The sequence below is a fragment of the Bacillus sp. FSL K6-1003 genome (genome assembly GCF_037964945.1).
GTDB classification, from domain to species: domain Bacteria; phylum Bacillota; class Bacilli; order Bacillales; family Bacillaceae; genus Bacillus; species Bacillus mojavensis.
In genome coordinates this window covers 539,647-561,118 of record NZ_CP150176.1, presented here as the reverse complement: position 1 = coordinate 561,118, position 21,472 = coordinate 539,647, and the positions used below count along the sequence as shown (strand labels likewise).

21 protein-coding genes, 3 tRNA genes and 3 pseudogenes are annotated in these 21,472 nt (G+C 37.0%); 7 read left to right on the top strand and 20 right to left on the bottom strand.

The window, feature by feature from the left end; all coding sequences use genetic code 11:
* Positions 1-21: 21 nt before the first annotated feature.
* The 4 genes and pseudogenes from NSU16_RS02920 to NSU16_RS02905 all read right to left on the bottom strand — a co-directional run.
* Positions 22-216 (bottom strand): annotated as a pseudogene (locus NSU16_RS02920) (hypothetical protein); the annotation flags it as partial.
* On the bottom strand, positions 213-836 hold the full coding sequence (locus NSU16_RS02915) for an FMN-binding negative transcriptional regulator (RefSeq protein WP_339192029.1): 624 nt from the start codon (positions 834-836) through the stop codon (positions 213-215). The pseudogene NSU16_RS02920 and the gene NSU16_RS02915, both read right to left, overlap by 4 nt.
* Positions 837-859: 23 nt before the next feature.
* Positions 860-1,378 (bottom strand): GNAT family N-acetyltransferase, encoded by a 519-nt coding sequence (locus NSU16_RS02910; protein WP_339192638.1) that lies wholly within the window; start codon positions 1,376-1,378, stop codon positions 860-862.
* A gap of 23 nt (positions 1,379-1,401) precedes the next feature.
* Positions 1,402-1,854 (bottom strand): MarR family transcriptional regulator, encoded by a 453-nt coding sequence (locus tag NSU16_RS02905; RefSeq protein ID WP_268504058.1) that lies wholly within the window; start codon positions 1,852-1,854, stop codon positions 1,402-1,404.
* 114 nt (positions 1,855-1,968) lie between these two features.
* Here NSU16_RS02905 and NSU16_RS02900 point away from each other — a divergent pair, with 114 nt between their 5' ends.
* Together NSU16_RS02900 and NSU16_RS02895 are read left to right on the top strand one after the other, a co-directional pair.
* Complete coding sequence (locus tag NSU16_RS02900) at positions 1,969-2,613, top strand: YitT family protein (protein WP_326330855.1); 645 nt, start codon at positions 1,969-1,971, stop codon at positions 2,611-2,613.
* Between the two features lie 232 nt (positions 2,614-2,845).
* Positions 2,846-3,547 (top strand): hypothetical protein, encoded by a 702-nt coding sequence (locus NSU16_RS02895; RefSeq protein WP_339192026.1) that lies wholly within the window; start codon positions 2,846-2,848, stop codon positions 3,545-3,547.
* On the opposite strand, the gene NSU16_RS02890 is transcribed toward NSU16_RS02895, so the two are convergent.
* The 3 genes from NSU16_RS02890 to NSU16_RS02880 all read right to left on the bottom strand — a co-directional run bounded on the left by NSU16_RS02890 (position 3,544) and on the right by NSU16_RS02880 (position 4,922).
* On the bottom strand, positions 3,544-3,699 hold the full coding sequence (locus tag NSU16_RS02890) for a hypothetical protein (RefSeq protein WP_339192024.1): 156 nt from the start codon (positions 3,697-3,699) through the stop codon (positions 3,544-3,546). The genes NSU16_RS02895 and NSU16_RS02890 overlap by 4 nt on opposite strands.
* Before the next feature lie 50 nt (positions 3,700-3,749).
* Positions 3,750-4,343 carry a YdeI family protein gene (locus NSU16_RS02885; RefSeq protein WP_339192022.1) on the bottom strand — a complete coding sequence of 198 codons (594 nt, stop codon included), beginning with the start codon at positions 4,341-4,343 and terminating at the stop codon, positions 3,750-3,752.
* Between the two features lie 201 nt (positions 4,344-4,544).
* Complete coding sequence (locus tag NSU16_RS02880) at positions 4,545-4,922, bottom strand: hypothetical protein (RefSeq protein ID WP_010333140.1); 378 nt, start codon at positions 4,920-4,922, stop codon at positions 4,545-4,547.
* A gap of 508 nt (positions 4,923-5,430) precedes the next feature.
* On the opposite strand from NSU16_RS02880, the gene NSU16_RS02875 reads away from it, so the two are divergent.
* Together NSU16_RS02875 and NSU16_RS02870 are read left to right on the top strand one after the other, a co-directional pair.
* Complete coding sequence (locus NSU16_RS02875) at positions 5,431-5,814, top strand: VOC family protein (protein ID WP_339192020.1); 384 nt, start codon at positions 5,431-5,433, stop codon at positions 5,812-5,814.
* 363 nt (positions 5,815-6,177) lie between these two features.
* Positions 6,178-6,639, top strand: coding sequence for a CarD family transcriptional regulator (locus NSU16_RS02870; protein ID WP_268444368.1), 462 nt, complete (start codon positions 6,178-6,180; stop codon positions 6,637-6,639).
* 959 nt (positions 6,640-7,598) lie between these two features.
* Here NSU16_RS02870 and cspC (NSU16_RS02865) read toward each other — a convergent pair.
* Both cspC (NSU16_RS02865) and cspC (NSU16_RS02860) read right to left on the bottom strand, forming a co-directional pair.
* On the bottom strand, positions 7,599-7,802 hold the full coding sequence (gene cspC, locus NSU16_RS02865; protein WP_010333137.1) for a cold shock protein CspC: 204 nt from the start codon (positions 7,800-7,802) through the stop codon (positions 7,599-7,601).
* A gap of 762 nt (positions 7,803-8,564) precedes the next feature.
* Positions 8,565-8,768 (bottom strand): cold shock protein CspC, encoded by a 204-nt coding sequence (gene cspC / locus NSU16_RS02860; protein WP_010333136.1) that lies wholly within the window; start codon positions 8,766-8,768, stop codon positions 8,565-8,567.
* Between the two features lie 820 nt (positions 8,769-9,588).
* Here cspC (NSU16_RS02860) and NSU16_RS02855 point away from each other — a divergent pair.
* Complete coding sequence (locus NSU16_RS02855) at positions 9,589-10,617, top strand: fatty acid desaturase (RefSeq protein WP_326197413.1); 1,029 nt, start codon at positions 9,589-9,591, stop codon at positions 10,615-10,617.
* Positions 10,618-10,820: 203 nt separating this feature from the next.
* On the opposite strand, the gene NSU16_RS02850 is transcribed toward NSU16_RS02855, so the two are convergent.
* From NSU16_RS02850 to NSU16_RS02830, 5 genes are all read right to left on the bottom strand, one after another.
* Positions 10,821-11,177 (bottom strand): DUF2178 domain-containing protein, encoded by a 357-nt coding sequence (locus NSU16_RS02850; RefSeq protein ID WP_339192018.1) that lies wholly within the window; start codon positions 11,175-11,177, stop codon positions 10,821-10,823.
* On the bottom strand, positions 11,174-11,407 hold the full coding sequence (locus tag NSU16_RS02845) for a helix-turn-helix transcriptional regulator (protein WP_003240464.1): 234 nt from the start codon (positions 11,405-11,407) through the stop codon (positions 11,174-11,176). Before NSU16_RS02845 ends, NSU16_RS02850 begins: the two co-directional genes overlap by 4 nt.
* Before the next feature lie 188 nt (positions 11,408-11,595).
* Positions 11,596-12,168 carry a class D sortase gene (locus NSU16_RS02840; protein ID WP_339192016.1) on the bottom strand — a complete coding sequence of 191 codons (573 nt, stop codon included), beginning with the start codon at positions 12,166-12,168 and terminating at the stop codon, positions 11,596-11,598.
* Between the two features lie 6 nt (positions 12,169-12,174).
* Positions 12,175-16,797 (bottom strand): isopeptide-forming domain-containing fimbrial protein, encoded by a 4,623-nt coding sequence (locus tag NSU16_RS02835; protein WP_339192015.1) that lies wholly within the window; start codon positions 16,795-16,797, stop codon positions 12,175-12,177.
* An 825-nt stretch (positions 16,798-17,622) separates the two neighbouring features.
* Positions 17,623-18,033 (bottom strand): Lrp/AsnC family transcriptional regulator, encoded by a 411-nt coding sequence (locus NSU16_RS02830; protein WP_268444362.1) that lies wholly within the window; start codon positions 18,031-18,033, stop codon positions 17,623-17,625.
* A 186-nt stretch (positions 18,034-18,219) separates the two neighbouring features.
* Between NSU16_RS02830 and NSU16_RS02825 the strand changes: the two genes are divergently transcribed.
* The gene (locus NSU16_RS02825) at positions 18,220-18,981 is read left to right on the top strand and encodes an MBL fold metallo-hydrolase (RefSeq protein ID WP_339192014.1); all 762 of its coding nucleotides are present in this window, start codon (positions 18,220-18,222) and stop codon (positions 18,979-18,981) included.
* A 46-nt stretch (positions 18,982-19,027) separates the two neighbouring features.
* The gene (locus NSU16_RS02820) at positions 19,028-19,438 is read left to right on the top strand and encodes an ester cyclase (RefSeq protein ID WP_339192012.1); all 411 of its coding nucleotides are present in this window, start codon (positions 19,028-19,030) and stop codon (positions 19,436-19,438) included.
* Between the two features lie 495 nt (positions 19,439-19,933).
* Here the strand turns inward: NSU16_RS02820 and NSU16_RS02815 are convergent, their stop codons facing one another.
* The 6 genes and pseudogenes from NSU16_RS02815 to NSU16_RS02790 all read right to left on the bottom strand — a co-directional run bounded on the left by NSU16_RS02815 (position 19,934) and on the right by NSU16_RS02790 (position 21,448).
* On the bottom strand, positions 19,934-20,458 hold the full coding sequence (locus NSU16_RS02815; RefSeq protein WP_268444353.1) for an NAD(P)H-dependent oxidoreductase: 525 nt from the start codon (positions 20,456-20,458) through the stop codon (positions 19,934-19,936).
* Between the two features lie 192 nt (positions 20,459-20,650).
* Positions 20,651-20,749 (bottom strand): annotated as a pseudogene (locus NSU16_RS02810) (hypothetical protein); the annotation flags it as partial.
* Positions 20,726-20,958 (bottom strand): annotated as a pseudogene (locus NSU16_RS02805) (lysozyme family protein); the annotation flags it as partial. The pseudogenes NSU16_RS02810 and NSU16_RS02805, both read right to left, overlap by 24 nt.
* A 160-nt stretch (positions 20,959-21,118) precedes the next feature.
* Positions 21,119-21,202, bottom strand: a tRNA-Leu gene (locus tag NSU16_RS02800).
* A 77-nt stretch (positions 21,203-21,279) separates the two neighbouring features.
* A tRNA-Leu gene (locus NSU16_RS02795) sits at positions 21,280-21,361 on the bottom strand.
* Between the two features lie 11 nt (positions 21,362-21,372).
* Positions 21,373-21,448: transfer RNA gene (locus NSU16_RS02790), tRNA-Lys, on the bottom strand.
* Positions 21,449-21,472 lie beyond the last annotated feature (24 nt).

Below are 21,472 nucleotides of genomic sequence, written 5' to 3'. Positions count from 1 at the left end.
TGCATAAAAAATAGATTAGAGTCAATCACTCCAAGATAGCAGGGCATAACTTGTATTAAAGATCAATCCCCCCGAAAGAGCCCCGCCAGAAGCACCCGCTAATGGAATAAAAACATCAAGTGTTCCTTGAACTTTCGCACAAGATGAAGGCTCTGTAGAATCAAAAATTTGATTACTATTCATTAATCCAAAGTTCGCTAATAAAAGTGGACTTATATTTCATCTTTTAATCGCTTTTCCATCAGTTCTGCCATTTGTTTTGAGTTTGAATCTCCTTCATTTCGTAATTGATCAATGATATTCATATAATCCTTTTCATTTCGGTTCTGACTTAATTTATAGGAAGCCTGAATTTCTCCCACCTTCATCTTAAATCCGACAATACCTTTCAGTTGGCTTTCTAAGAGCTGAGGAGAAAGCTTATCCCATAAAACTGGATTCTTACGGTGTTTTTCGTATGTTTGCAGCAACATTGTCAGGTCATGTTTTAACTCTTCTTCGTTCAAGATGCTGGCTGTGCCGTATACATGTACGGCTTGATAGTTCCACGTTGGGACATTTTCCTTTTCATACCAAGAGGAAGAGATATAGGCGTGCGGTCCCTGAAACATAACAAGCACATCTTCACAGGCTTCAAATGTTCTCCATTGATGATTCCCATAAGCAATATGCCCCGTGATATAGTAAGTATCTCCCTCTTTCATTAACTGCAATGGCAAATGAGTTGCAATTGGTTTCCCTTGCGCTGTTGTGACAATTGTGCCAAATGAGTTGTTTTGAACAAAGTCCCAAATGTCATCAACATTTGTCACCTTATAGTATTTTGGAATATACATATAAACCCGCCTTTCATAAAGAGTTATACGAGTGTTTTGATCATGATAAAGTCTATTTGTTCTTCATCACCCATATAAAAAGAGTGGGCTCCAGTTTGAACAAACCCCATCTTTTCATAAAAAGCAATAGCATTTTCATTTTTTTCCCATACGCCTAGCCAGATTTTCTTTTTATTAGAATCCAGCGCAATTTCCACAGCTTTATTGAACAGATGTTTGCCAAGACCATGTTTTTGAAATTTGTTCTTGATATAAATCCTCTCGATTTCTAATGATTCATCACCCATTTCTTCAGACTGAGCCTCATCGGTATTGATCTTTAAATATCCAGCGACTTCATGATTCAAATAAACAAAAAAGAATTGTGAAGAGGTATTGGATAATTCCTTTTCCAACTGTTTAGAATGAAATGCACGTTCCAAATAAGCTTTCATATTTTCTGGAGAATTCTGGTCTTTGAATGTATCATTGAATGTTTCAATACTTATTTCTTGGAGTATTTTTAAATCTTCATGGCTGCACTTTTTTAGTTTTATACTCATGCTCATATATGCTCCTTTTAAAATTAATAATCTCTCTTGTTCCCCTTTTTTACATATTCCCAATCAACTTCTACATTCTTTCTAATTCTTTGAAGAAGGTGAATAATGGTTTCTGCTTCTTTTTCAGAAAATCCCGCTAATGCGACACTATTCGAATGATCATTTTCTCTTTTTATAACGGGAAACACATCTTTCCCTTTTTCTGTTGGAAAGAGTTTTTTTATCTTTTTGTTATGATCATCATCCATCTTTTTAATAAAACCATTCATTTCAAGCTTTTTTATGGCACGAGCCGCTGTTGTTCGGTCTACTTTAATCATTTCAGCTAACTTTTCTTGAATGATTCCTGGGTTTTCACATATTCGGACAAGGTACAAATACTGCCCTTTTGTGAGGTTATATTCTTTAAATTCTATATTGCTTATCGAATCTAATGCCCTGGCAATCATTCCGATTTCGCGAAGAATTTCCTTCATCATGACCTCCTTAGTACATATCTTTGTTGCAAATACAACAAAGATGCCATATATTAAATATAAATTAACTTTGTTGTATTTGCAATAAAATGAACAAAAAAGAGGTCGAGTACAGTGAAATATATTGTTTATGTATTAGGAATTTTCATTTTAACCCTTGGTATTTCTTTCACTATCCAATCAAACCTTGGAACTTCACCCTTTGATGCAGTTGTGGTAGGACTGTCCAAGAATGTGGGGCTTACAGTGGGAAGTTGGGAAATCATAATAGCGTTTATATTGATAATTTGTAATTCATTTTTGAAAAGACAAAGACCAGAAGTTTTGGGGATGTTAACAGCATTTATAACGGGGATTGGCATTGATATGTGGCTTTTTTTATTGCACAATTGGTTAACACCTGACCTATGGTACAGCAAAGTGATTTGTTTTGGAATCGGCTTAGTTGTTATAGGATTAGGAACTGCAACCTATTTGCACACAAATTTTGCACCGATTCCAGTTGACCGATTGACATTCATCATAAAAGAATTAACCAGAACAAATATCTTTTTTTCGAGAACATGCATTTACCTCTTATTCTTGATAGCTGCAATCATTTTAAATGGGCCAGTTGGCGTCGGGACTTTATTAACCGTTTGTTTAGGAGGTATAATCCTTAATTCCTTTATGCCATTTACAGAACAGATATTAGACCGCATATTCACACACTCTAGTACATCACCAAATGATGAAATAAATAAAAAGCATTCAATATAGTTGATAAAAGATAGGGAATTCCTCAATGAAATGCCACCCGTATATCGTGTGGTCATCATTTCAAAAAGCTGTCGAGATTTACTCGATTGATCTAGCATTCGTTACCTCTCCTATAATTTTTTCGAACTTTCATTTCTATTCCATGGTAATATTAGGTATAACCAACTGAAAAATCAACTGAATAAACTAAGAAAAGCATGTAAGGCTGTTGATGAGGGAGAGGAATGAAATAATGAAGAAACTGAGAAATATTTTTTATTGTAATGCTGTCCTGATGCTGCTCGTCTTATTGCTCGTTGGATGTATGGGCGGTAAGGAAGAAAAATCAAATAATGATTCTTCATTACACGCTGAAGAAAATAATAATGAGACTGACGATAGCAACCAAATAAGCAAGGATGAATCAGAAACAACAACAGGATTAAAAGAATCCGCAACAAAGAATTCAAATGACAATACTTCAAAAGAATCCTCAACAGATGAATCACAAGAAACCTCTTCAGAAGAAGTAAGAAATGAGGAAAAAAGCCAAAAAGACAATGAATTAACGGAATATCCCTCTGAGAAAATTGAATATGCCAGAGTTTGGTTGCAGCTTGGAGCAAATCAAGAGATAGATGAATTGAATGTTCGGCATATTTCGGCTGGCGAACCAATCAATCCAAATGATGACACCAGTGCTAGCTATCCGGAAGATGTTATCCAGTTAGCAGGCTCTCGATTAGTGGATGGATCAGTAACTTATAGCGGTAATGGCGATGGCACGATTAAAGTATACAATGTTCCTTTACGCTGGGATTCCTCTGATGATGTAAGTAAAGGCGTAATGCGGGAAGTGACTGAGAATATAATAAAAAATGCAAAAACCGTGTACGTTGATACAGGAGACAGTGAAAAAATCAAGCGCCTCATTGACATAATGGCTATTCATTAATCAGTTATCGGTTTATTTAAACGAAAATGCCAAACAAAATAAGGGGCGGTTCTTTCATACTTGAACCGCCCCTCTGTATATTTTTGTGACACAAGGAATACCAAGGAACTCAAAATTCTTGGTATTCCTTCATCCTTCAATGCTTCTTTCATGACAGATTCATAGAAATCTCACTTAGCAAAATGCCTTTCTGACGAATATACTAATCCTTTAATCCCTTCCCATCGAGAATTTTCTCCATATATTTTTCAATCCTTGACTCTCGAGTTTTGGGTTGTTTGGCTTGAGAAAAATAAAGAATGTATGCTCTTTGCCGTCCCGGGGTCAATGCTTCAAAAGCCGTTTTCAAAGCAGGAAATTCATCGAATTTATGTTGAAGTTCTTCTGGAATGATGTATTCCGTATTCTTTTTAACATTCACTTCCAAACCGGCTTTTTCAACTTCAATGGCTTCCTTAATATAGGCTTTCAAGATGGGTTCCACTTCAGCTATTTCTTGAACATTGGTGAACCGAATCTGGCGCGCCGCCTGTACATTCTCCGTTTGTTGGATGAGAATCCCGTGAGGATCCTGTAACAAGGCGCCTTTGTGGAACAGAAGCGCACAATATCCTTTAAATCCATGTATTAAAACGACGTTTTTCCTATTAAACGTATAGCAAGGATGCATCCACTTAAATTCTTCAGTCAGCTCACAATCAAGAACGATATCTCTCAACCGCTCATATTCTTCCTTCCACTTTTCAGCTTTACTTAAAAATTCATCAACCTTAGGATTCGTTCTACGATTTGTCATCAGGACCCTCCTCATTTAATCAAGCAAAAGATTATAAAGAATTGAAAAATCAAATGATAAATCTAAGAAAAGCATTGGAGGCTGTTGCTGATTTGCATGACAATGAGTGCCAAGGAGCAAAAGCATTTTATCACGATCATGTTAGTGTCACTGATCAATGAAAGGCCTCTTTCCTCGATAAGAGCGATAAGCTTTTCAATATTAAGATTTAACTTCTTTATTCCTATCAATTAATAAGGTTACTACAACACTAATTATGCTGACTAAAGTTCCTAAAACAGAAACAAGAATTGTCAAAAAGCCATTGGGAATAAGAAATCCAATTGGAATCATCCCTAGAAAAGTGAAAACGATAAAACATTGGTATACTCCTGATATTATTCTTACAACCATGTTTCCAAAAAAGGACAAGGCTAATGGAGGGATGAATAAGAATACAACAATCCCAATGGATATCATTAAGATCATAGGCTCATCAAATGAAATGACATTATCTCCAGGGGAATCTTTAGCAGCCACTAGTATAACAACTATAGACATAATCAGTGTAAGTAAAACCAGAAGAAATCTTTTTAACATTGTTATGGCTCCTTTTTTTATACATGTACCTATAAACGGGCACTGCCTTTTTCCATTTTATATTCAGAGAAAGATTATGCAGCCAAATCACGGGCTATAAGTAATATTTTTCACCCCTTACTATTAATACATAAATTTACAGATTAGTAAATAACTCCATTAAGTTCATAGAAGTTGAGTTTCACCATTAGAAAAAAATACCCCCTCTAATATGTTGAATTTCGATGAGTATTTTTATCATGACTTTTATCAGTAATTAAATCCCCTTCCCTAAAGTATTTCAAATCAACATAATTTTGTCATTTATCTTCAACATAAGTTAAAGTAAATAAAGTCTTTGTTAGGAAGCTTCGTTTTAATACGCTCTTAAGTTTCGAGTGCACGTTCCCTAATTCATGGAGGAATACGTTTGTTTCATGACACTCGGAACAGGACTTCTGACAAATGTCTGGGTTGTTTGCTTGCAGCCAGTACCATGCGCATACATATCAAAGGAGGCAAAAACAGTATGAAAATCATTGTTACCAGTATATTCGTCCAAGACCAAGACAAGGCACTGGAGTTTTATACAGAAAAACTGGGGTTTGTAAAAAAGGAGGACGTTCCCATGGGTAAATTCAGGTGGATAACGCTTGTTTCTCAAGAGGATCAGGACGGAACCGAGCTTTTACTCGAACCAAATGATCATCCTGCCGCTAAAGAGTATCAAAAGAAGATATTCGCCGAGGGCTTCCCAGCAACAATGTTTGGTGTTACAGATATTCAAAAAGAGTACAAACGATTAAAGGAAAAAGGCGTGAAGTTCACAATGGAGCCAACAAAAATGGGAGAAGTCACAATAGCTGTATTCGACGATACATGCGGCAACCTTATTCAAATCATACAGAAGTAGCTTCAGGACGAGGAGTAAACACATGGTCTACTCCTTGACTAAATTTGTGCCCATATTAGACCAGCAAACATGTCATTGATGCCAAGTCTTGAATTCCTAAAGGAGATTTCATAACACATTTTCAATGAAAAACTGATCTATGTTAAATCGGCGAGGTTTCAAGATATACATGGACCAAATGACATTTCCTTTATTGGGGAATACGACACGTAGCCTATTGTTTTGATGTTGTTTTTGCTCGATTTATTTTTTTAAAAAAAGTTATTGACAATAAAAATATTATCATGTTATTATTAAATATTTGATATTACACCTCCATATATGGTAAGCTTAAAAAGGTTACCATATATGGAGGTGGATGATATGTTTCAAATTGGCGATAACATTGTTTATCCAATGCACGGCGCAGGAATAATTGAAGCCATTGAAGAAAAAGAATTTTTAGAGGAAAAACAACAGTATTATGTCATAAAAATGTCAATCAGTAATATGACAGTTATGATTCCAACGCGTAAAATATTGAGCTCAAATATACGTCCAGTTACTGATATTCTTGCTTTAAAACGTATTATACACATTTTTCAGCATGGAGAATCAGATAGGTTACTGCCGTGGAAACAAAGGTATCAAGTAAACACGAACAAAATAAAAACGGGTGAAATACAAGAAGGTGCTGAAGTTGTACGCGATTTAATGCGTATGAAGAAAGAAAAAGCACTTAATTCAAGCGAAAAAAAAATGTTGGATAATGCATATGAATTTTTGATTAGTGAACTGGAAGTAATTAAAGGAATTACTGAAAATCAAATAAAAAGTTTCTGTTAAAGTTAATTATAGAAAACGTATGGCATTCCAATAAACATCCTAGATTTTTCAGAATGTTATGATTAAACAGAATCATTTCAGACGTTCTACTTCTTCAACGTACTTTTAGAACATTAACCTCTTTTGTTATTCCTACAGCTAATTCATTTTTATTGTTTAAATTTCTTCTACAAACATTTGAAGTTTTATCAAAAACTCGATAAAATAGTCACTTGATTTTTGTAATCCTGATTCACACTGGCACGGACAAGGAGCCGTAAGGATGGAAGAGAGGTAGGGCTTTCATTGTGTTAGGAATAGCTAAGTGATTATTTCTAGAAAAAAATCAATCAATCTCCCCTCTATCTTTAGGAATTTCCTATATCCACTGCGACAGAAAATTGTAATTGTTTATCTTCTTTTCATAAAATATGGTCAACGATAAAAATAAGACGGAGTCTTATGAAAAAAATGAAGTGGGTGGAAATCTTGCAGATGGATCACCTGTTATGTTCATTTCAAGAATACTTAAAAAAGGATGATTCTTTACAAAAGGGATGATCCTTTTTGTTCACCGTTGGTAATAAGAGAATATACATAAAATTCATCTGAGGTGATGGATTAAAAGAAAGGAGAGTGTCGGAGTTATCATGGATAACTCCCGTTTAGCGTGGCGCTTTTGGCGGTTGGTACACGACACATAGAGTTGGCTATGATTTTTAAAATTTTGCGTAAACGTTTACTTCCTAATAAGATGTAGGTGTGTTTGAAAAGAAATCAATAACTTATATACATTTCCGCATATTGTCAATCCATTATGTTATACTTGTAAAGAAACCTTTGAAGTGTTACATCTTTTTTCTATTACCTTGTACCATCTCCCTACTCGAACGTTGAGTAGGGTTTTTTATTGAATTATACAGAGAACGCAAAAAAACAGGCTCTTATATTAAGAGCCTGTTTCTATAAACGTTTTAAGATTAAGAAGCTTTTTGAACGTTAGCAGCTTGAGCTCCACGAGCACCTTGCTCAACGTCAAACGTTACTTTTTGACCTTCGTCTAACGATTTGAATCCGTCACCTTGGATTGCAGAGAAGTGTACGAATACGTCGTCTCCGTTTTCACGTTCGATAAATCCAAAACCTTTTTCTGCATTAAACCATTTAACTGTACCTTGTTCCATTTTTATTGCCTCCTAGTGTGTTACCACACATTTAATTACTATCCCTGCCCAAAGTATCATCAAGACGAAAAGTCAATATTCATACTATCCTTTACACGAACAAAAATAATCTTTCTTTATCATAGCACGATTCGGAAATAATTGCAATTAAATATTATCATTTTAGTCATGGCATATTTGTTAAAGGTGTGGATACTGTGCATACGGTAGGCTAAAGAGAAAATGACAATAAGCCCGCATCGAATGTATAACATGGTCTAAGAGGGCTTATTAATATCTACGGTTTGAATCCCCCAAATTTTTTTAAAAAGTTCAGCTGTTTCTGCAGATGTTTCCAAACTGTCACTCATTGTTTAGCCCTTTTTGCCAAGAATATTGGGCCACAAATTATCTTCCTTTTCTTCATTACCACTTTCCATAGCCTTTCCATAATTTTGACACTCAACATTCAATCCGTATTTACGATCTCAATCAATGTTCAAGGTCTAAATCAACCGATCTCCACAGGTTAGTAAGAAAAGAAAGAATAGTATGTACTTGTATTCGAAAAGAAAAATAAATAATTTATATACATTCCGCATATTGTCAATCCAGTGTGTTATACTATAAACAAACCTTTGAAGCGTTAAATCTTTTGCTATTACCTTGTAACATCTCCCTACTCGCACGTTGAGTAGGGTTTTTTATTGAGTTTTAGTATTATAGAGAACGTAAAAAAACAGGCCCCTATATAAAGAGCCTGTTTCTATAAACGTTTTAAGATTAAGCAGCTTTTTGAACGTTAGCAGCTTGAGCTCCACGAGCACCTTGCTCAACGTCAAATGTTACTTTTTGACCTTCGTCTAAAGATTTGAATCCGTCACCTTGGATTGCAGAGAAGTGTACGAATACGTCGTCTCCATTTTCACGTTCGATAAATCCAAAACCTTTTTCTGCATTAAACCATTTAACTGTACCTTGTTCCATTTTTGTTGCCTCCTAGTGTGTTACCACACATTTAATTACTATCCCTGCCCAAAGTATCATCAAGACGAAAAGTCAATATTCATCCTTTACACGAACAAAAATAATTCTTCTTTAGAATAACACGAAACGGAAATAAATGCAAATTAATATTATTGTTTTATTCGTGGCATTATTTGTTAAACATGCAGAAAAAGAAGCCTTCAATAACTATGGTTTGAAAACACCGTAAAAATGAATCGCAAGTGTCTTCAACCCTTTTTCTTTGCTTAATCGTACTTCATTATTGATTGTTAAGGATTTCTTTACAAAGCTCGGCTCAAGTGCTAAAACCAGGGCTGTTCACTGGTAAAGCTTTATTTCTGCAGATGTGCAAACGTCACCATGGTATATCCCCATTTTGCCAAGATCCTCATAAAAATTAAAACTTGATCTCAAATCATCTTCCTTTTCTTCATTACCATGTTTGTTTCTCAATCAAGGTTCACGGTCTAAATAAACCGATTCCCATAGGAGAGCAGGGAGAGAGTTTGGCTCGATAAAGAGATGGGTATAATCTTTATACAACTTTTGTTTCCAGGCTGTCTCTGCTAATAAAGATTTAATTAAGCTGGAAATCAGTTTCGTATTTCCAATTATTTTACAGACAGATTGAAAAATCGCTCCATTTGACAGCTTTTGAAAAGGATCCTTAGCTGGCTGGAAAGTTATAACAAAACCATGATACTTATCATATATGGAGTATGACAGCTGGGACTTCAAAGGGAATAAAACGTTTTCTATACTGAGATTAAGAACATTAGGGAAGGGGAAACTTTAATAAATGAGTAAAGAAAACCTAAGGACTTTGAGAAAACTGGTTACCCCTTACGAAAAGTCCGATTTACAAAAAAGTATTTATCAAATCATTAACACATTGGTACCATTTTTCCTGTTATGGTTTTTGGCATATAAGAGCTTGTCAATTTCTTATTTCCTTACACTAGCAATTTCTGTCGTTGCGGCCGGGTTTTTGGTAAGAACCTTCATCATTTTTCATGATTGCTGCCACTATTCCTTTTTTAAGAACAGAAGGGCGAATCGAATCCTTGGAACAATAACAGGAATTCTGACTCTGCATCCTTTTGATCATTGGGCACACGACCATTCTGTCCATCATGCGACAAGCAGCAACCTGGACAAACGCGGTACAGGCGATATTTGGGTACTGACCGTTGAGGAGTATAAGGAAGCCTCAACGAAGACAAAAATCATGTACCGTTTGTACAGAAATCCGTTTGTCATGTTTATTATTGGGCCGATTTACGTCTTCGGGATTACCAATCGTTTTAATCGTAAAGGGGCAAAACGCAAAGAACGGATGAATACGTATGTAACGAACCTGGGGATCGTCGCTTTGGCAGCACTTTTATGTTGGGCTATCGGCTGGCAAAACTTCCTGCTGGTTCAAGCGCCAATTTTTATGATATCGGGAACTCTCGGAATTTGGATGTTTTATATTCAGCATACGTTTGAGGATTCTTATTTTGAAGAAGATGAGCATTGGGAATATGTAAAAGCAGCAGTGGAAGGAAGCTCTTTTTATAAGCTTCCGAGAATCATGCAATGGCTAACAGGCAATATCGGTTTCCATCATGTCCATCATTTAAGCCCGAGAGTCCCAAACTATAAGCTTGAAGAAGTACATAACAACACTGAACCATTGCAAAACGTTCCGACCATCACACTGGCAACAAGTCTGAAGTCGTTAAAGTTCCGCCTATGGGATGAAGAAGGCAAAAAATTTGTTGGTTTTAGCCATTTAAAAAAAGCTCCTAAAAGCCAAGTATCAGTGCGGCTAAAAACGGATTAAATACACTCCCCTTAATCAATGATGAGGAGCAGTGTATCTTGAAGAATAAAAGTGCAGACTCACGCAACAAGTGTTGTGCAGGGGTCAGCACTTTTTTTAATGCCACATACACTTGCAACAAAAAATACCTCTCCTAAAACATTAAAACTACAGAGCCACTATATTTCTTGGTAATTAAATTTATACTTTTTCCAATTTGGTTCTTAGTTTAAAAAATCTTTTTTATATCGAACGGCTAGATAGATTCCTGAAGCTAATAGCGCAAGAGAATATTTAAATAAGAAGAAAACTTGCCACATATATTCTTTCGGGAAAATCAAGTCGCACAAAATGACTCCATATAACATAAAGAGGGCACTTTTTAATGATATTTGATTTGTTCTCTCGTCAGCCTTACCCATTTTTTTAAGAAATATGATTGTCAGAATCAATCCGACTACAAGCAATACAAACCCGCTACCAATAAGAATACTCCAATTTCCTTGAGAATGTTCAGCCCAGGACTTTAAAGGAGAAAAAATTGCGTTAGTGATAGTATCTGTGATCGAATTCACTTTCATTTTTGATCATTTCCTTTCTCATAAGTAAAAATCTCGTTTACATCCACATTAAAAAATTCGGCAATTCGAAAAGCTAACAGCAGAGTCGGAACATAATTTCCTTTTTCCATTACGAAGATGGTTTGTTTGGAAACCCCAACTTTCTTTGCTAATTCTTGCTGAGACAACCTGGCAAGTACACGATATTCATAAACCTTATTTGAGATCGAATCACCAAAATCTTTCTTCATGACCATCACCTCTTGAACCAAATTATAAACTGACCTTATACAAAAGTAAAGTAAACTTATACAAAAATATAAAATACCTTTATGTTTACCTAAATTACTTTGATTTAACATGAACCAGAATACAGAAAGAACCTGACGAAAAAGGCTGACGAAAATTCGTCAGCCTAATCTTTGATATTCAAATTACCTCAAATACGTTTTCCATAAATGATATATCGTTTTGGAGCATTTCCAATGTATGAAAATGGATAACACGTAGTTAGAATGAGCTCCTCTTCACTATGCTGCAGCGTAATAATGGAAGTATCATTTTTATCGACAATTTTCATGTTCTCAATCTTATACTGAAAACTTCCATATGGCAGCTTCACCTTTAATTGATCACCTTTTTTCAGTTCTCCCGTTCGGCGGAAGACGGTATCCCGATGCCCTGATAGAACAATTTGTCCGTTTTCATCTGGATAATAACTGCCTTTGTAGTGGCCGACTCCTTTTTCCAGATCATCCGCATCGGTTCCCTCTACAATCGGAAGCTCTGCGTTGATCTTTGGAATCTCCAGAATGCCAACCGCCTCTCCGAACTTAGGCTTAAATCCTTCTTTATCTGAACCTTCACTTTTTCCAGAAGGGCTCTTTAGTGCAAGTTTAGCCTCACCTAAAGTTTGTTCTGTCTTATGACTGATGTCCACCACTTCCCAGATCCCGTAACCTATAAAAACGAGTCCAGCAATAATGATGCATATAGGAAGGTATTTCTTCATGCAACATCAGGCATTTCTTTTTCTTCTAAAGTACCAAAATGCAGTTCCTGCTACTAACAATACCAAACCAACAAGGATCAGATTATACGTATTTGTTGCTGTATTTGGAAGCTCATTTCCTGTTTCTGTTCCCTGATCTTTGTTTGGATTATTAGGCTTGCTAGGTTCTACAGGTTCCTCTGATTTATCAGACACAGGAGGATCCTTCTGTTCGACAGTAATATCTACTTTAGGCTTATCTGGCTTATCGATACCGCTGCCTTCTACAGTTGCAACGTTTGTAATTGTTTTACCTGAATATCCGGACTCAATTTTCGTCTGGAATGTCACAATCCGCCACTCAGTGTCAGTGACGTCACCAAAGTTGGCAGTGACTTTACCGTCCTTGATTGTTGCTTTTCCTCCGTTACTCGCTTTCAAGCTGCCTTCGACATATTTCAATCCTGCCGGAAGTTCATCTGAAATAACCAGATTTTCTACTTTACCGTCGGATACTGTGTTCCGTGTCTTAATCGTGTAAACAACAGTGTCGCCTGCTTCGTATTTCTTTTTGTCTGTGTCGAGATTCTTCGCTGTTTTTTCAGATTCTAAAACAGGATTTCGCGGATATACCTTCACTTCATGGCTTGGTTTATCAGGATTTGTGATATTGTCACTGCTGATGTTTGCAGTGTTGACGATATCTTTTCCTGCTTGACCAGACTTCACTTTTGCTTCGAATGTCACAGAGTGCCACTTCGTATCGGTCACATTGCCAAACCCACCTGACGTCTTACCGTCGGCATAATATCCATGATCATCGTCTTGATCATCACTTACCGCTGTGCCATCTACTTTCAATGTTCCCGAAACATATTCTAATCCTTCTGGAAGAGAATCCGAGATAACAAGATTTTTGACAAGACTGTCTTCAATCGTGTTTCGGGTTTGGATTGTGTAAAGAAGCGTGTCGCCCGATTCCGGATGGTCCGCATCTTTATTTCCATCAGCTTTTTCCTTAATGGAGGCTGTTTTCTTCGATTCTAGTTTTGGATCTTTCGCATCCACTTTGATGTCTGTTCCCGGTTTATCCGGTGTGTCGATATTGCCGCCGTCAACGGTTGCCACGTTTTTAATCGTTTTTTCCGCATATCCGGACTCAATTTTCGCTTGGAATGTCACAGTATGCCATTCCGTGTCTGTGACGTCCCCAAAATCAGCAGATACCTTACCGTTTTCAAAACTTCCTTTGCCCTCATGGCTTACTTTCAAACTGCCTTCAATGTACTTCAGACCATCTGGAAGTTCGTCTGAGATGACGAGATCAGTTACTTTACTGTCCGCTACTGTATTTTTAGTTTTGATCGTGTAAACAACTGTATCTCCCGCTTCATATTTCCCTTTATCTGAATCGAGATTTTTTACTGACTTTTCCGACTTCAGAATCGGATCTTTCGGAGAAACTTTGACCTCTTGGCTTGGTGTATCCGGTTTGTCTGTATTGTCACCGCTAACGCTAGCCGTATTGACAATATTTTTACCTGCTTGACCAGCTTTTATTTTCGCTTCAAATGTAACAGTATGCCATTCTGTGTCAGACACATCACCAAACTGACCTGACACTTTGCCCTCTGTCACATCGCCTTTATCGTCATCTCGGGCATCACTGACTGCTTTATTATCTACTTTTAGTGTGCCAGAAACATATTCTAAGCCTGCCGGCAGTTTATCTGCGATGACGAGATCAGTTACTTTACTGTCCTTAACTGTATTTCTTGTTTTGATCGTGTAAACAACCGTATCTCCTGCTTCATACTTCTCTTTATCTGAATCCAAATTCTTAGCTGTCTTTTCTGACTCTAAGACTGGATTTCTTGGAGAAACTTTGACCTCATGGCTTGGTTTGTCTGGTTTATCAACATTGTCACCTGAGACGCTGGCAGTATTGACAATTTTCTCATCAGCTTGGCCAGCTTTTACTTTCGCCTCGAATGTAACAGTATGCCATTCAGTATCTGTGACATTACCAATTTGACCCGATACTTTGCCGTCTGTCATATCGCCTTTATCGTCATCTTGGGCGTCGCTGACGGCTTTATTGTCTACTTTTAGCGTTCCAGAAACATACTCGAGTCCTTCTGGAAGTTCATCTGAGATAACAAGATTTTTCACCAGACTATCTTCAACTGTGTTTCTCGTCTGGATTGTATAGAGAAGAGTATCTCCTACTTGCGTCTGGTTTTCGTCTTTATTGCCTTCTGCTTTCGCTTGAATACTTGCTGTTTTCTTTGACTCTAAGACAGGATTCCTAGGATAAACTTCAACTGCATTTTTCGGCGTATCCGGAGTGTCTAAGTTGCTGCCAGTAACGCTAGCCGTATTTTGAATCGTTTCGCCAGCTTGGCCGGCTTTCACTTTCGCTTCAAATGTAACAGTATGCCATTCCGTGTCAGTCACATCACCAATTTGACCTGACACTTTGCCGTCTGTCATATCGCCTTTATCATCATCTTTGGCGTCGCTGGCTTCTTTATTGTCTACTTTAAGTGAGCCCGAAACGTATTCTAATCCGTCAGGAAGTTCATCTGAAATGACAAGATCTTTCAGAAGACTGTCTTCAATCGTGTTTCTCGTTTCGATTGTATAAAGAAGTGTATCTCCTACTTCTGGATGTTTCTCATCTTTATTGCCTTCTGCTTTTGCCTGAAGACTTGCTGTTTTCTTCGATTCTACATCTGGCTTTCTTGGATAAATTTCGGTATCATTGCTCGGCTTATCCGGAGTATCGATGTTACTGCCAGAAACGGTAGCCGTATTCTTTATCGTCTCACCAGCTTGACCCGCTTTTACTTTCACTTCAAATGTAACGTTATGCCATTCCGTATCCTTCACATCACCAATTTGGCCTGACACTTTGCCATCTGTCATATCACCTTTATCGTCGTCTTTGGCGTCACTGACTGCTGTACCGTCTACTTTCAGAGTGCCTGGAACATATTCCAGTCCTTCTGGTAGTGTATCTGAGATTGTAAGGGCTTTTGCCTCACTGTCTTCTTCAGTATTCCGAGTTTGTATTGTGTAAAGAAGTGTGTCGCCTACTTCAGGGTGATCCGGATATTTGTTTCCTTCCACTTTTTCCTTAATTGTTGACGTTTTTTTTGACTCTAAGTCAGGATTCCTAGGATAGACTTTAACTTCATTATTCGGCGTATCCGGAGTGTCTATATTGTCTCCTGAAATGCTTGCCGTATTGATAATATCCTTTCCTGCTTGACCAGGCTTAACTTTTGCTTCGAAGGTAACGTTATGCCATTCAGAATCGGTCACATCACCAATCTGACCTGACACTTTCCCGTCGGTATATTGTCCTTTGTCATCATCTAGAGCATCACTAACTGATGCACCGTCTACTTGTAAAGTGCCCGGAACATATTCTAAGCCTTCTGGCACCACATCTGAAATGGCAAGCTTTTTCACCACACTGTCTTCAACAGTATTCCGTGTTTGTATTGTGTAAAGAAGTGTATCTCCTACTTCTGGGTGATCTGCATCTTGGTTTCCTTCCGCTTTTGACTTAATAGCAGACGTTTTCTTTGATTCAAGTACAGGATCTTTAAAAACAACCGGAGTTGTTACTTCATTTGATTCGGTTTGTTTACTTGTATTCGTTAATAAACTGTCATAGTTTATTTGCGCTTTATTAGAAATTTCTTTACCGGCATAACCTGTCTTGGCTTTCACTTTAAACTGTACAGTCATTCCATTAGGCAAGTTGTTCGTATTAGGTAAATCTCCTAATGTAATATTTACTTTACTACCATCAAAATGGCCTGCATCACCATCGGATGCATCAGTGAGATTCTTTGTTGTCGAACCATTAATTAATTTTAGTGTTCCAGGAACATATTCCGTTCCCTCTGGGATTGCATCCGTAAAGCTTGCATCAGCGGCAACATCTCCGCCTTGGTTTTTGACTTGAACTGTATATGTTAATTCATCTCCGGGATGCACCTCACCCTGTGGAGAGACTGACTTATTTGCCGTGACACATGGTTCAGTTCCAAGGAAAATATCATCCAAAAAGTTGCCGGCACCGATACTTCCGCCAGCTGTGCTAACTGCCTCAAAACCGAAACGAGTTTTCGTCTGTCCTGCCGGAACAGTATAAGAACCTGTATGGGTTCCCCATGCTGTTCTCCCATCAGACAGTTGTTTTTGGACCTTCGTATCGTATGGGGTAGCAGTCACTGCACCGATGCGGACCTGCATGGTGTCAACACCATTCCGCCCCATATGGGATAAACGCCAATATATCGTTTGTCCTGGAGTTGTTTTCACATCTTGATACAACATGCCATTCTCAAAAGCGTTTAATTCCGCCCATCGATTCCCATTAGGGGGGGCTGGCCAATTTTTTACGGTTGAAGGAATGTTCTCTTTATAATTCCATATTTCAATTGCCTTCTGGCCAGAAGAATCATCAGTCGTTTTCCAGCCAGGAACCTCGGATTCAAGATAATAGAGACCCGAATCATTGTATGCAGATCCTTTTGCAGCGCCTTGCTCAAAGCTTCCGTTGATCAACGCAACCGGAGCTGGACAAGTGCTGTCTGCAGTTTGAGTTGTGTCGGTATTATCTGCAGCATGCATATGATTTGGCAATGCTGTTAACAGATTACCAGTAACTAATAAAAAGACTGCAACCACTATTAAGATTTTCCTAATATGCAGCTTGTTAGTCTTAGATATAAAGGTTTTTCCCATAGATTACACACTCCATTATTCAGTTTTATCGAACTATAAACACAAGAAAACATAATATTATGAATTTTGTTCTTAATATGATCTCCTTTCTTTTTTTCTAAATATATAAAATAATTACATAATTTACAATGTGACAAAATATTCATATATTTGTCACAAAATAAGGTTTTATTACAAGAAACATCAAGTATTTGTCGTAATTTGGCATGGGTAACTGACCCTTTTTTGTGTGAATCTGTTTAAGCTTTGATTCAACATCAGCAATATAAAAGACTACTACAAAGTAATTAAAGAGCGTTTAAAACATTGTTCTAATTGATGTTACGGACACCTATATTAAAACAAATAAGAAGAAATATATAATAAATAAGATGACTTACATAAGGTAACTGGGGTTTGTAGACAATAGACAATTGAAAAATAAGCACAAAAAATACCAAAGGTCTAAAACCCTTGGTATCATTTATGCGGCGAGAGGACTTGAACCTCCACGGGTTATTCACCCACTAGGCCCTCAATAAAGTAAAACTGTGTTTTCTGTTACAAAACCTTTATATATCAGTGTTTATTTATTTTGATTAGTTGTTTTACAATGATTTATTCATATTGTGGAGTAAAAATGGAGTAGTTTTTTTCATCCCCAGGAAGTTACATGACATGTCATTGGTGCCATGTTCATTAGAATAACCAACGATTTTTAAATGGGTCTTTCTATTTGCCAATAACAATTGATAATTTATAATTTACATGCTTGTTTAATTCCACTAGAAATTGATCTAACAACTCGTTAGATTGAAATCGGCATTCAAGAAGGTAACAACCATCCCCACTAATTTTATAATTATTGATTACGTATCTCTCTTGGGTTTTTATAAATGAAAGATATGGTTTATGATGGGTGCTTTTTGTATAGATATTAAGCAAAGCATGTATATAACACCCTAGTTTTACTTGATTCACTTTAATTGTATATCCCTCAATTACACCATTATCTTCTAATTTGGCAACTCTCGTAGCAGCTGCTTGCCCTGTTAAGTGAACTTTTTCACCTAATTCTTTCATTGTAATACGGCTATTTTTAGATAGCTCTTCTAATATCTGCATATCCGTATGATCTAACATGAGCTCAGGTCCTTTCAAAGTAAATTGACACAACACATTATGTACAGTGATAATAATCAGTTCATACAAAACAAAATATACACTTTCAAAAATCAAGTCAAGCGACAGAAAGACTTGATTTGTTCCATGTATTTATTTGATAGATGTATGTAAACTATACTCATATCAAAGAAAAGGAGTGTTACAATGAACATTCAACAAATTCGTAATGCCACACTTGTAGTCGAATATGCAGGCAAAAAGTTTTTAATAGATCCCATGTTAGCTGAGAAGGGGGCTTACCCTCCATTCCCAAATGCGCCAAGACAAGATCAAAACAACCCTTTGGTTGAATTGCCAACATCTGTTGAAAATATTATTAAAGATATTGATGCTGTTATTGTTACTCATTTACATTACGACCATTGGGATGAGGCTGCTAAAGAGTTGTTGCCAAAAGATATCAAGTTGTTCTCCCAAAATGAAGAAGATGCAACAGAAATACGAAATGCAGGATTCAAAAATGTAGAGGTTTTAACAAAAGATACAGTCTTTGAAGGCATTCAATTGATTAAAACAAAAGGCGAACACGGAAGAGGAGAAATTTTAAAACTTGCAGGTCTTGTTTGCGGTGTTGTCTTCAAACACCAAAGCGAGAAAACATTATATGTAGCCGGAGATACAGTATGGTATGAAGCCGTTCAGGAAGAAATTGATACACATCAACCAGAAATTATTGTCGTAAATGGCGGAGATAATCAATTCTACGAAGGCGGTTCTCTCATCATGGGTAAAGAAGATATCTATGAAACATATAAAGCTGCTCAAAATGCAAAAATTATCGTGAGCCACATGGAAGCTGTCAACCATTGGGGATTATCAAAAGAAGAATTAAAATCCTTTATTAATGAAAAAGGAATCGCTTCTGATGTTTTAGTGCCTGAAGATGGCGAATCAAATTCATTTTAATCTAACACATGAACTGAAGTTTTAACTAAGGAAGGGCGCGTTCATTATGTCCGTTGAAAACAATAAAGAATTAGTGCGTCGTTACTTTGAAACGATTGAACAAGAAAAATACGATGACTTAAAAGACTTTTGCCATAAAGACTTTGTATTCTATCCACAATTAGATACACCGTATCCAGGTGTAGAGGGTTTAATTGAATCAGAAAAGAAAAACTTTGATGCTTTCCCAGGTTTCAAAATGCCAATTAAAGCAATGGTAGCTGAAGGTGACCTTGTTGCAGTATATTTTGTATTTGAAGGCAAGCATACAGGTATTCCATTTGCTGGAGTTCCTGCAACGGGAAAAACCGTTAAATTCTCTCTTATGATGTTGTTACGTATTGCTGACGGTAAAATTATTGAACATAGATCTCATGTGGATGTGCATGATGTTCTCCGTCAGCTTGGCGTTAATTAACATAACAAAAAGTTAGAAAGAGAAACTCAGTAGATTAAGTATTAGCTTGGTCTCTTTTTTATAAAACCCGACATGATATTGGTGCCAAGTCATGAACTCCTAAAGGAGATTTAATAACTCCAACAACAAAAAAGATACCAATATGTTTTGGTATCTTCATCTAAATCGAGTCCCTCAAAGTCCCTCAACCTAGTAAAAACATATCATGAGTTACAAAAGCTTATTAAAGCATCCGTTTATTTTATTTATACTTATTTTCATCATTTTTCATGAATTCTGGGCACTAATTGGGCACCTATTAGAAAAACAAGGAACTCTACATATCATCAAGAAATATGTACTCATTGCCCTGCTGTCATTAAATTTAAGCCCTCGCTCTATGCCCCCCTGCATTCAGTATTCGATGTGACTTTGAAATAAAGTTTGATTAAAATCTATCACAAACCCTATTTTCACAACACTTCATTTGTTTCAGCTTCCCTCGCAAATACCGGATCAATGCTCAGCTTTAAGATAGTCAACCAATTTCTCCGCACTGTTCTTAACATCTTCTTTTGAAAGGTGAAGTGTCCCATATTGTGTAAACGCAGGAAGAAAACGCATTCCTATATAGTTAGCAGTGACTTGAAACGGTCTGATAAGCTCGCTGATCGTGATATTATAGTCTCCGCCTGCTTGATAATCAGTTTCCTGTGCGCCTAGGGAGATAGCTAAGAGTAGTTCTTTTCCATGCAATTTCGTTCCTCCAGTTCCAAAAGCCCAGCCATGTGTTAACACATCATCTTCCCATTGTTTGAGTAACGCGGGACTGCTGTACCAATACATTGGGAACTGAAAAACGATACGCTCATGATCTAACAGGAGCTGCTGCTCTTTTTCTACATCAATGATAAAATTAGGGTATTCACCGTACAGGTCATGAACCGTAATGTCATTCTCTTGCTTTAAACGATTCATCCAGGTTTTGTTGACAACAGACGTTTCCAAATTAGGGTGTATAACGATAACTAATGTTTTCATTTGACTGATCATCCTTTCTTCGCCGATTAGTTATTATTGCTTTTACGATAATGAATTGATTCTAATTTTAAAATAGCCACTTTATTTACACTTATTTTATCATTTTTCATGAGATCAGGGCACTAATTGGGCACCCTAATCAATGATAACTTAAGACATTGTTTTGTAGAAATCCGATATAACAGAATAATCTCGTCTGGCTTCAATACTCATACGATAATATTCATTAGAGAGCATTAAATTTCCTTGTTCATGAAGATAATCAGTGACTTTAATCGAGTATTCTGGGTCAGTTATGGAGTTAGAAGGTAAGCCAATACTTTCGGAACTTTGCATAATATCTAAAGAACGCCCACCACTTTCCTGCATGGTGAGCGCCATAATAATATTCACTTGGTCAAAAACACCTTTCTGACGGGCGTATTTTTCAAACACAGCCCTAAATTCTTTCCACTTCCCGGTGCAATGCCAACCGTTTCATATTCGCCATCTCCGCCGCCTCCTGCTTTAGTGAAATGGTTATAACCACTATTGCATGCGGTGAATAATAAATTATTTCAGTATAAACAAATAAACCATCCTCATTGTAGAGACACCAGCAGATCATTTAAAAATAAACAAAAAAATACCAAAGGTCTAAAACCCTTGATATTATTGGGATGCGGCCGAGAGGACTTGAACCTCCACGGGTTATTCACCCACTAGGCCCTCAACCTAGCGCGTCTGCCATTCCGCCACGACCGCGTGACTATTAAAATGTTGTGCTGGTTTTCAGGCTCTTAACCTAGTAAAACCAATTTGCGTGCACTTTGTAAATAAAGTGCGGGTGAAGGGACTCGAACCCCCACGTCGTAAGACACTAGATCCTAAGTCTAGCGCGTCTGCCAATTCCGCCACACCCGCAAAAAGACAAATGGTGAGCCATGAAGGACTCGAACCTTCGACCCTCTGATTAAAAGTCAGATGCTCTACCAACTGAGCTAATGGCTCTTACTATTTAATTTCAAAAAATAA

Coding starts and splice junctions, on each gene's coding strand:
- NSU16_RS02915 (WP_339192029.1), bottom strand. CDS start 836: ATGTATATTCCAAAATACTATAAGGTGACAAATGTTGATGACATTTGG.
- NSU16_RS02910 (WP_339192638.1), bottom strand. CDS start 1,378: ATGAGTATAAAACTAAAAAAGTGCAGCCATGAAGATTTAAAAATACTC.
- NSU16_RS02905 (WP_268504058.1), bottom strand. CDS start 1,854: ATGAAGGAAATTCTTCGCGAAATCGGAATGATTGCCAGGGCATTAGAT.
- NSU16_RS02895 (WP_339192026.1), top strand. CDS start 2,846: ATGAAGAAACTGAGAAATATTTTTTATTGTAATGCTGTCCTGATGCTG.
- NSU16_RS02890 (WP_339192024.1), bottom strand. CDS start 3,699: ATGAAAGAAGCATTGAAGGATGAAGGAATACCAAGAATTTTGAGTTCC.
- NSU16_RS02885 (WP_339192022.1), bottom strand. CDS start 4,343: ATGACAAATCGTAGAACGAATCCTAAGGTTGATGAATTTTTAAGTAAA.
- NSU16_RS02880 (WP_010333140.1), bottom strand. CDS start 4,922: ATGTTAAAAAGATTTCTTCTGGTTTTACTTACACTGATTATGTCTATA.
- NSU16_RS02875 (WP_339192020.1), top strand. CDS start 5,431: ATGAAAATCATTGTTACCAGTATATTCGTCCAAGACCAAGACAAGGCA.
- NSU16_RS02870 (WP_268444368.1), top strand. CDS start 6,178: ATGTTTCAAATTGGCGATAACATTGTTTATCCAATGCACGGCGCAGGA.
- cspC (WP_010333137.1), bottom strand. CDS start 7,802: ATGGAACAAGGTACAGTTAAATGGTTTAATGCAGAAAAAGGTTTTGGA.
- cspC (WP_010333136.1), bottom strand. CDS start 8,768: ATGGAACAAGGTACAGTTAAATGGTTTAATGCAGAAAAAGGTTTTGGA.
- NSU16_RS02855 (WP_326197413.1), top strand. CDS start 9,589: ATGAGTAAAGAAAACCTAAGGACTTTGAGAAAACTGGTTACCCCTTAC.
- NSU16_RS02850 (WP_339192018.1), bottom strand. CDS start 11,177: ATGAAAGTGAATTCGATCACAGATACTATCACTAACGCAATTTTTTCT.
- NSU16_RS02845 (WP_003240464.1), bottom strand. CDS start 11,407: ATGAAGAAAGATTTTGGTGATTCGATCTCAAATAAGGTTTATGAATAT.
- NSU16_RS02840 (WP_339192016.1), bottom strand. CDS start 12,168: ATGAAGAAATACCTTCCTATATGCATCATTATTGCTGGACTCGTTTTT.
- NSU16_RS02835 (WP_339192015.1), bottom strand. CDS start 16,797: ATGCATGCTGCAGATAATACCGACACAACTCAAACTGCAGACAGCACT.
- NSU16_RS02830 (WP_268444362.1), bottom strand. CDS start 18,033: ATGTTAGATCATACGGATATGCAGATATTAGAAGAGCTATCTAAAAAT.
- NSU16_RS02825 (WP_339192014.1), top strand. CDS start 18,220: ATGAACATTCAACAAATTCGTAATGCCACACTTGTAGTCGAATATGCA.
- NSU16_RS02820 (WP_339192012.1), top strand. CDS start 19,028: ATGTCCGTTGAAAACAATAAAGAATTAGTGCGTCGTTACTTTGAAACG.
- NSU16_RS02815 (WP_268444353.1), bottom strand. CDS start 20,458: ATGAAAACATTAGTTATCGTTATACACCCTAATTTGGAAACGTCTGTT.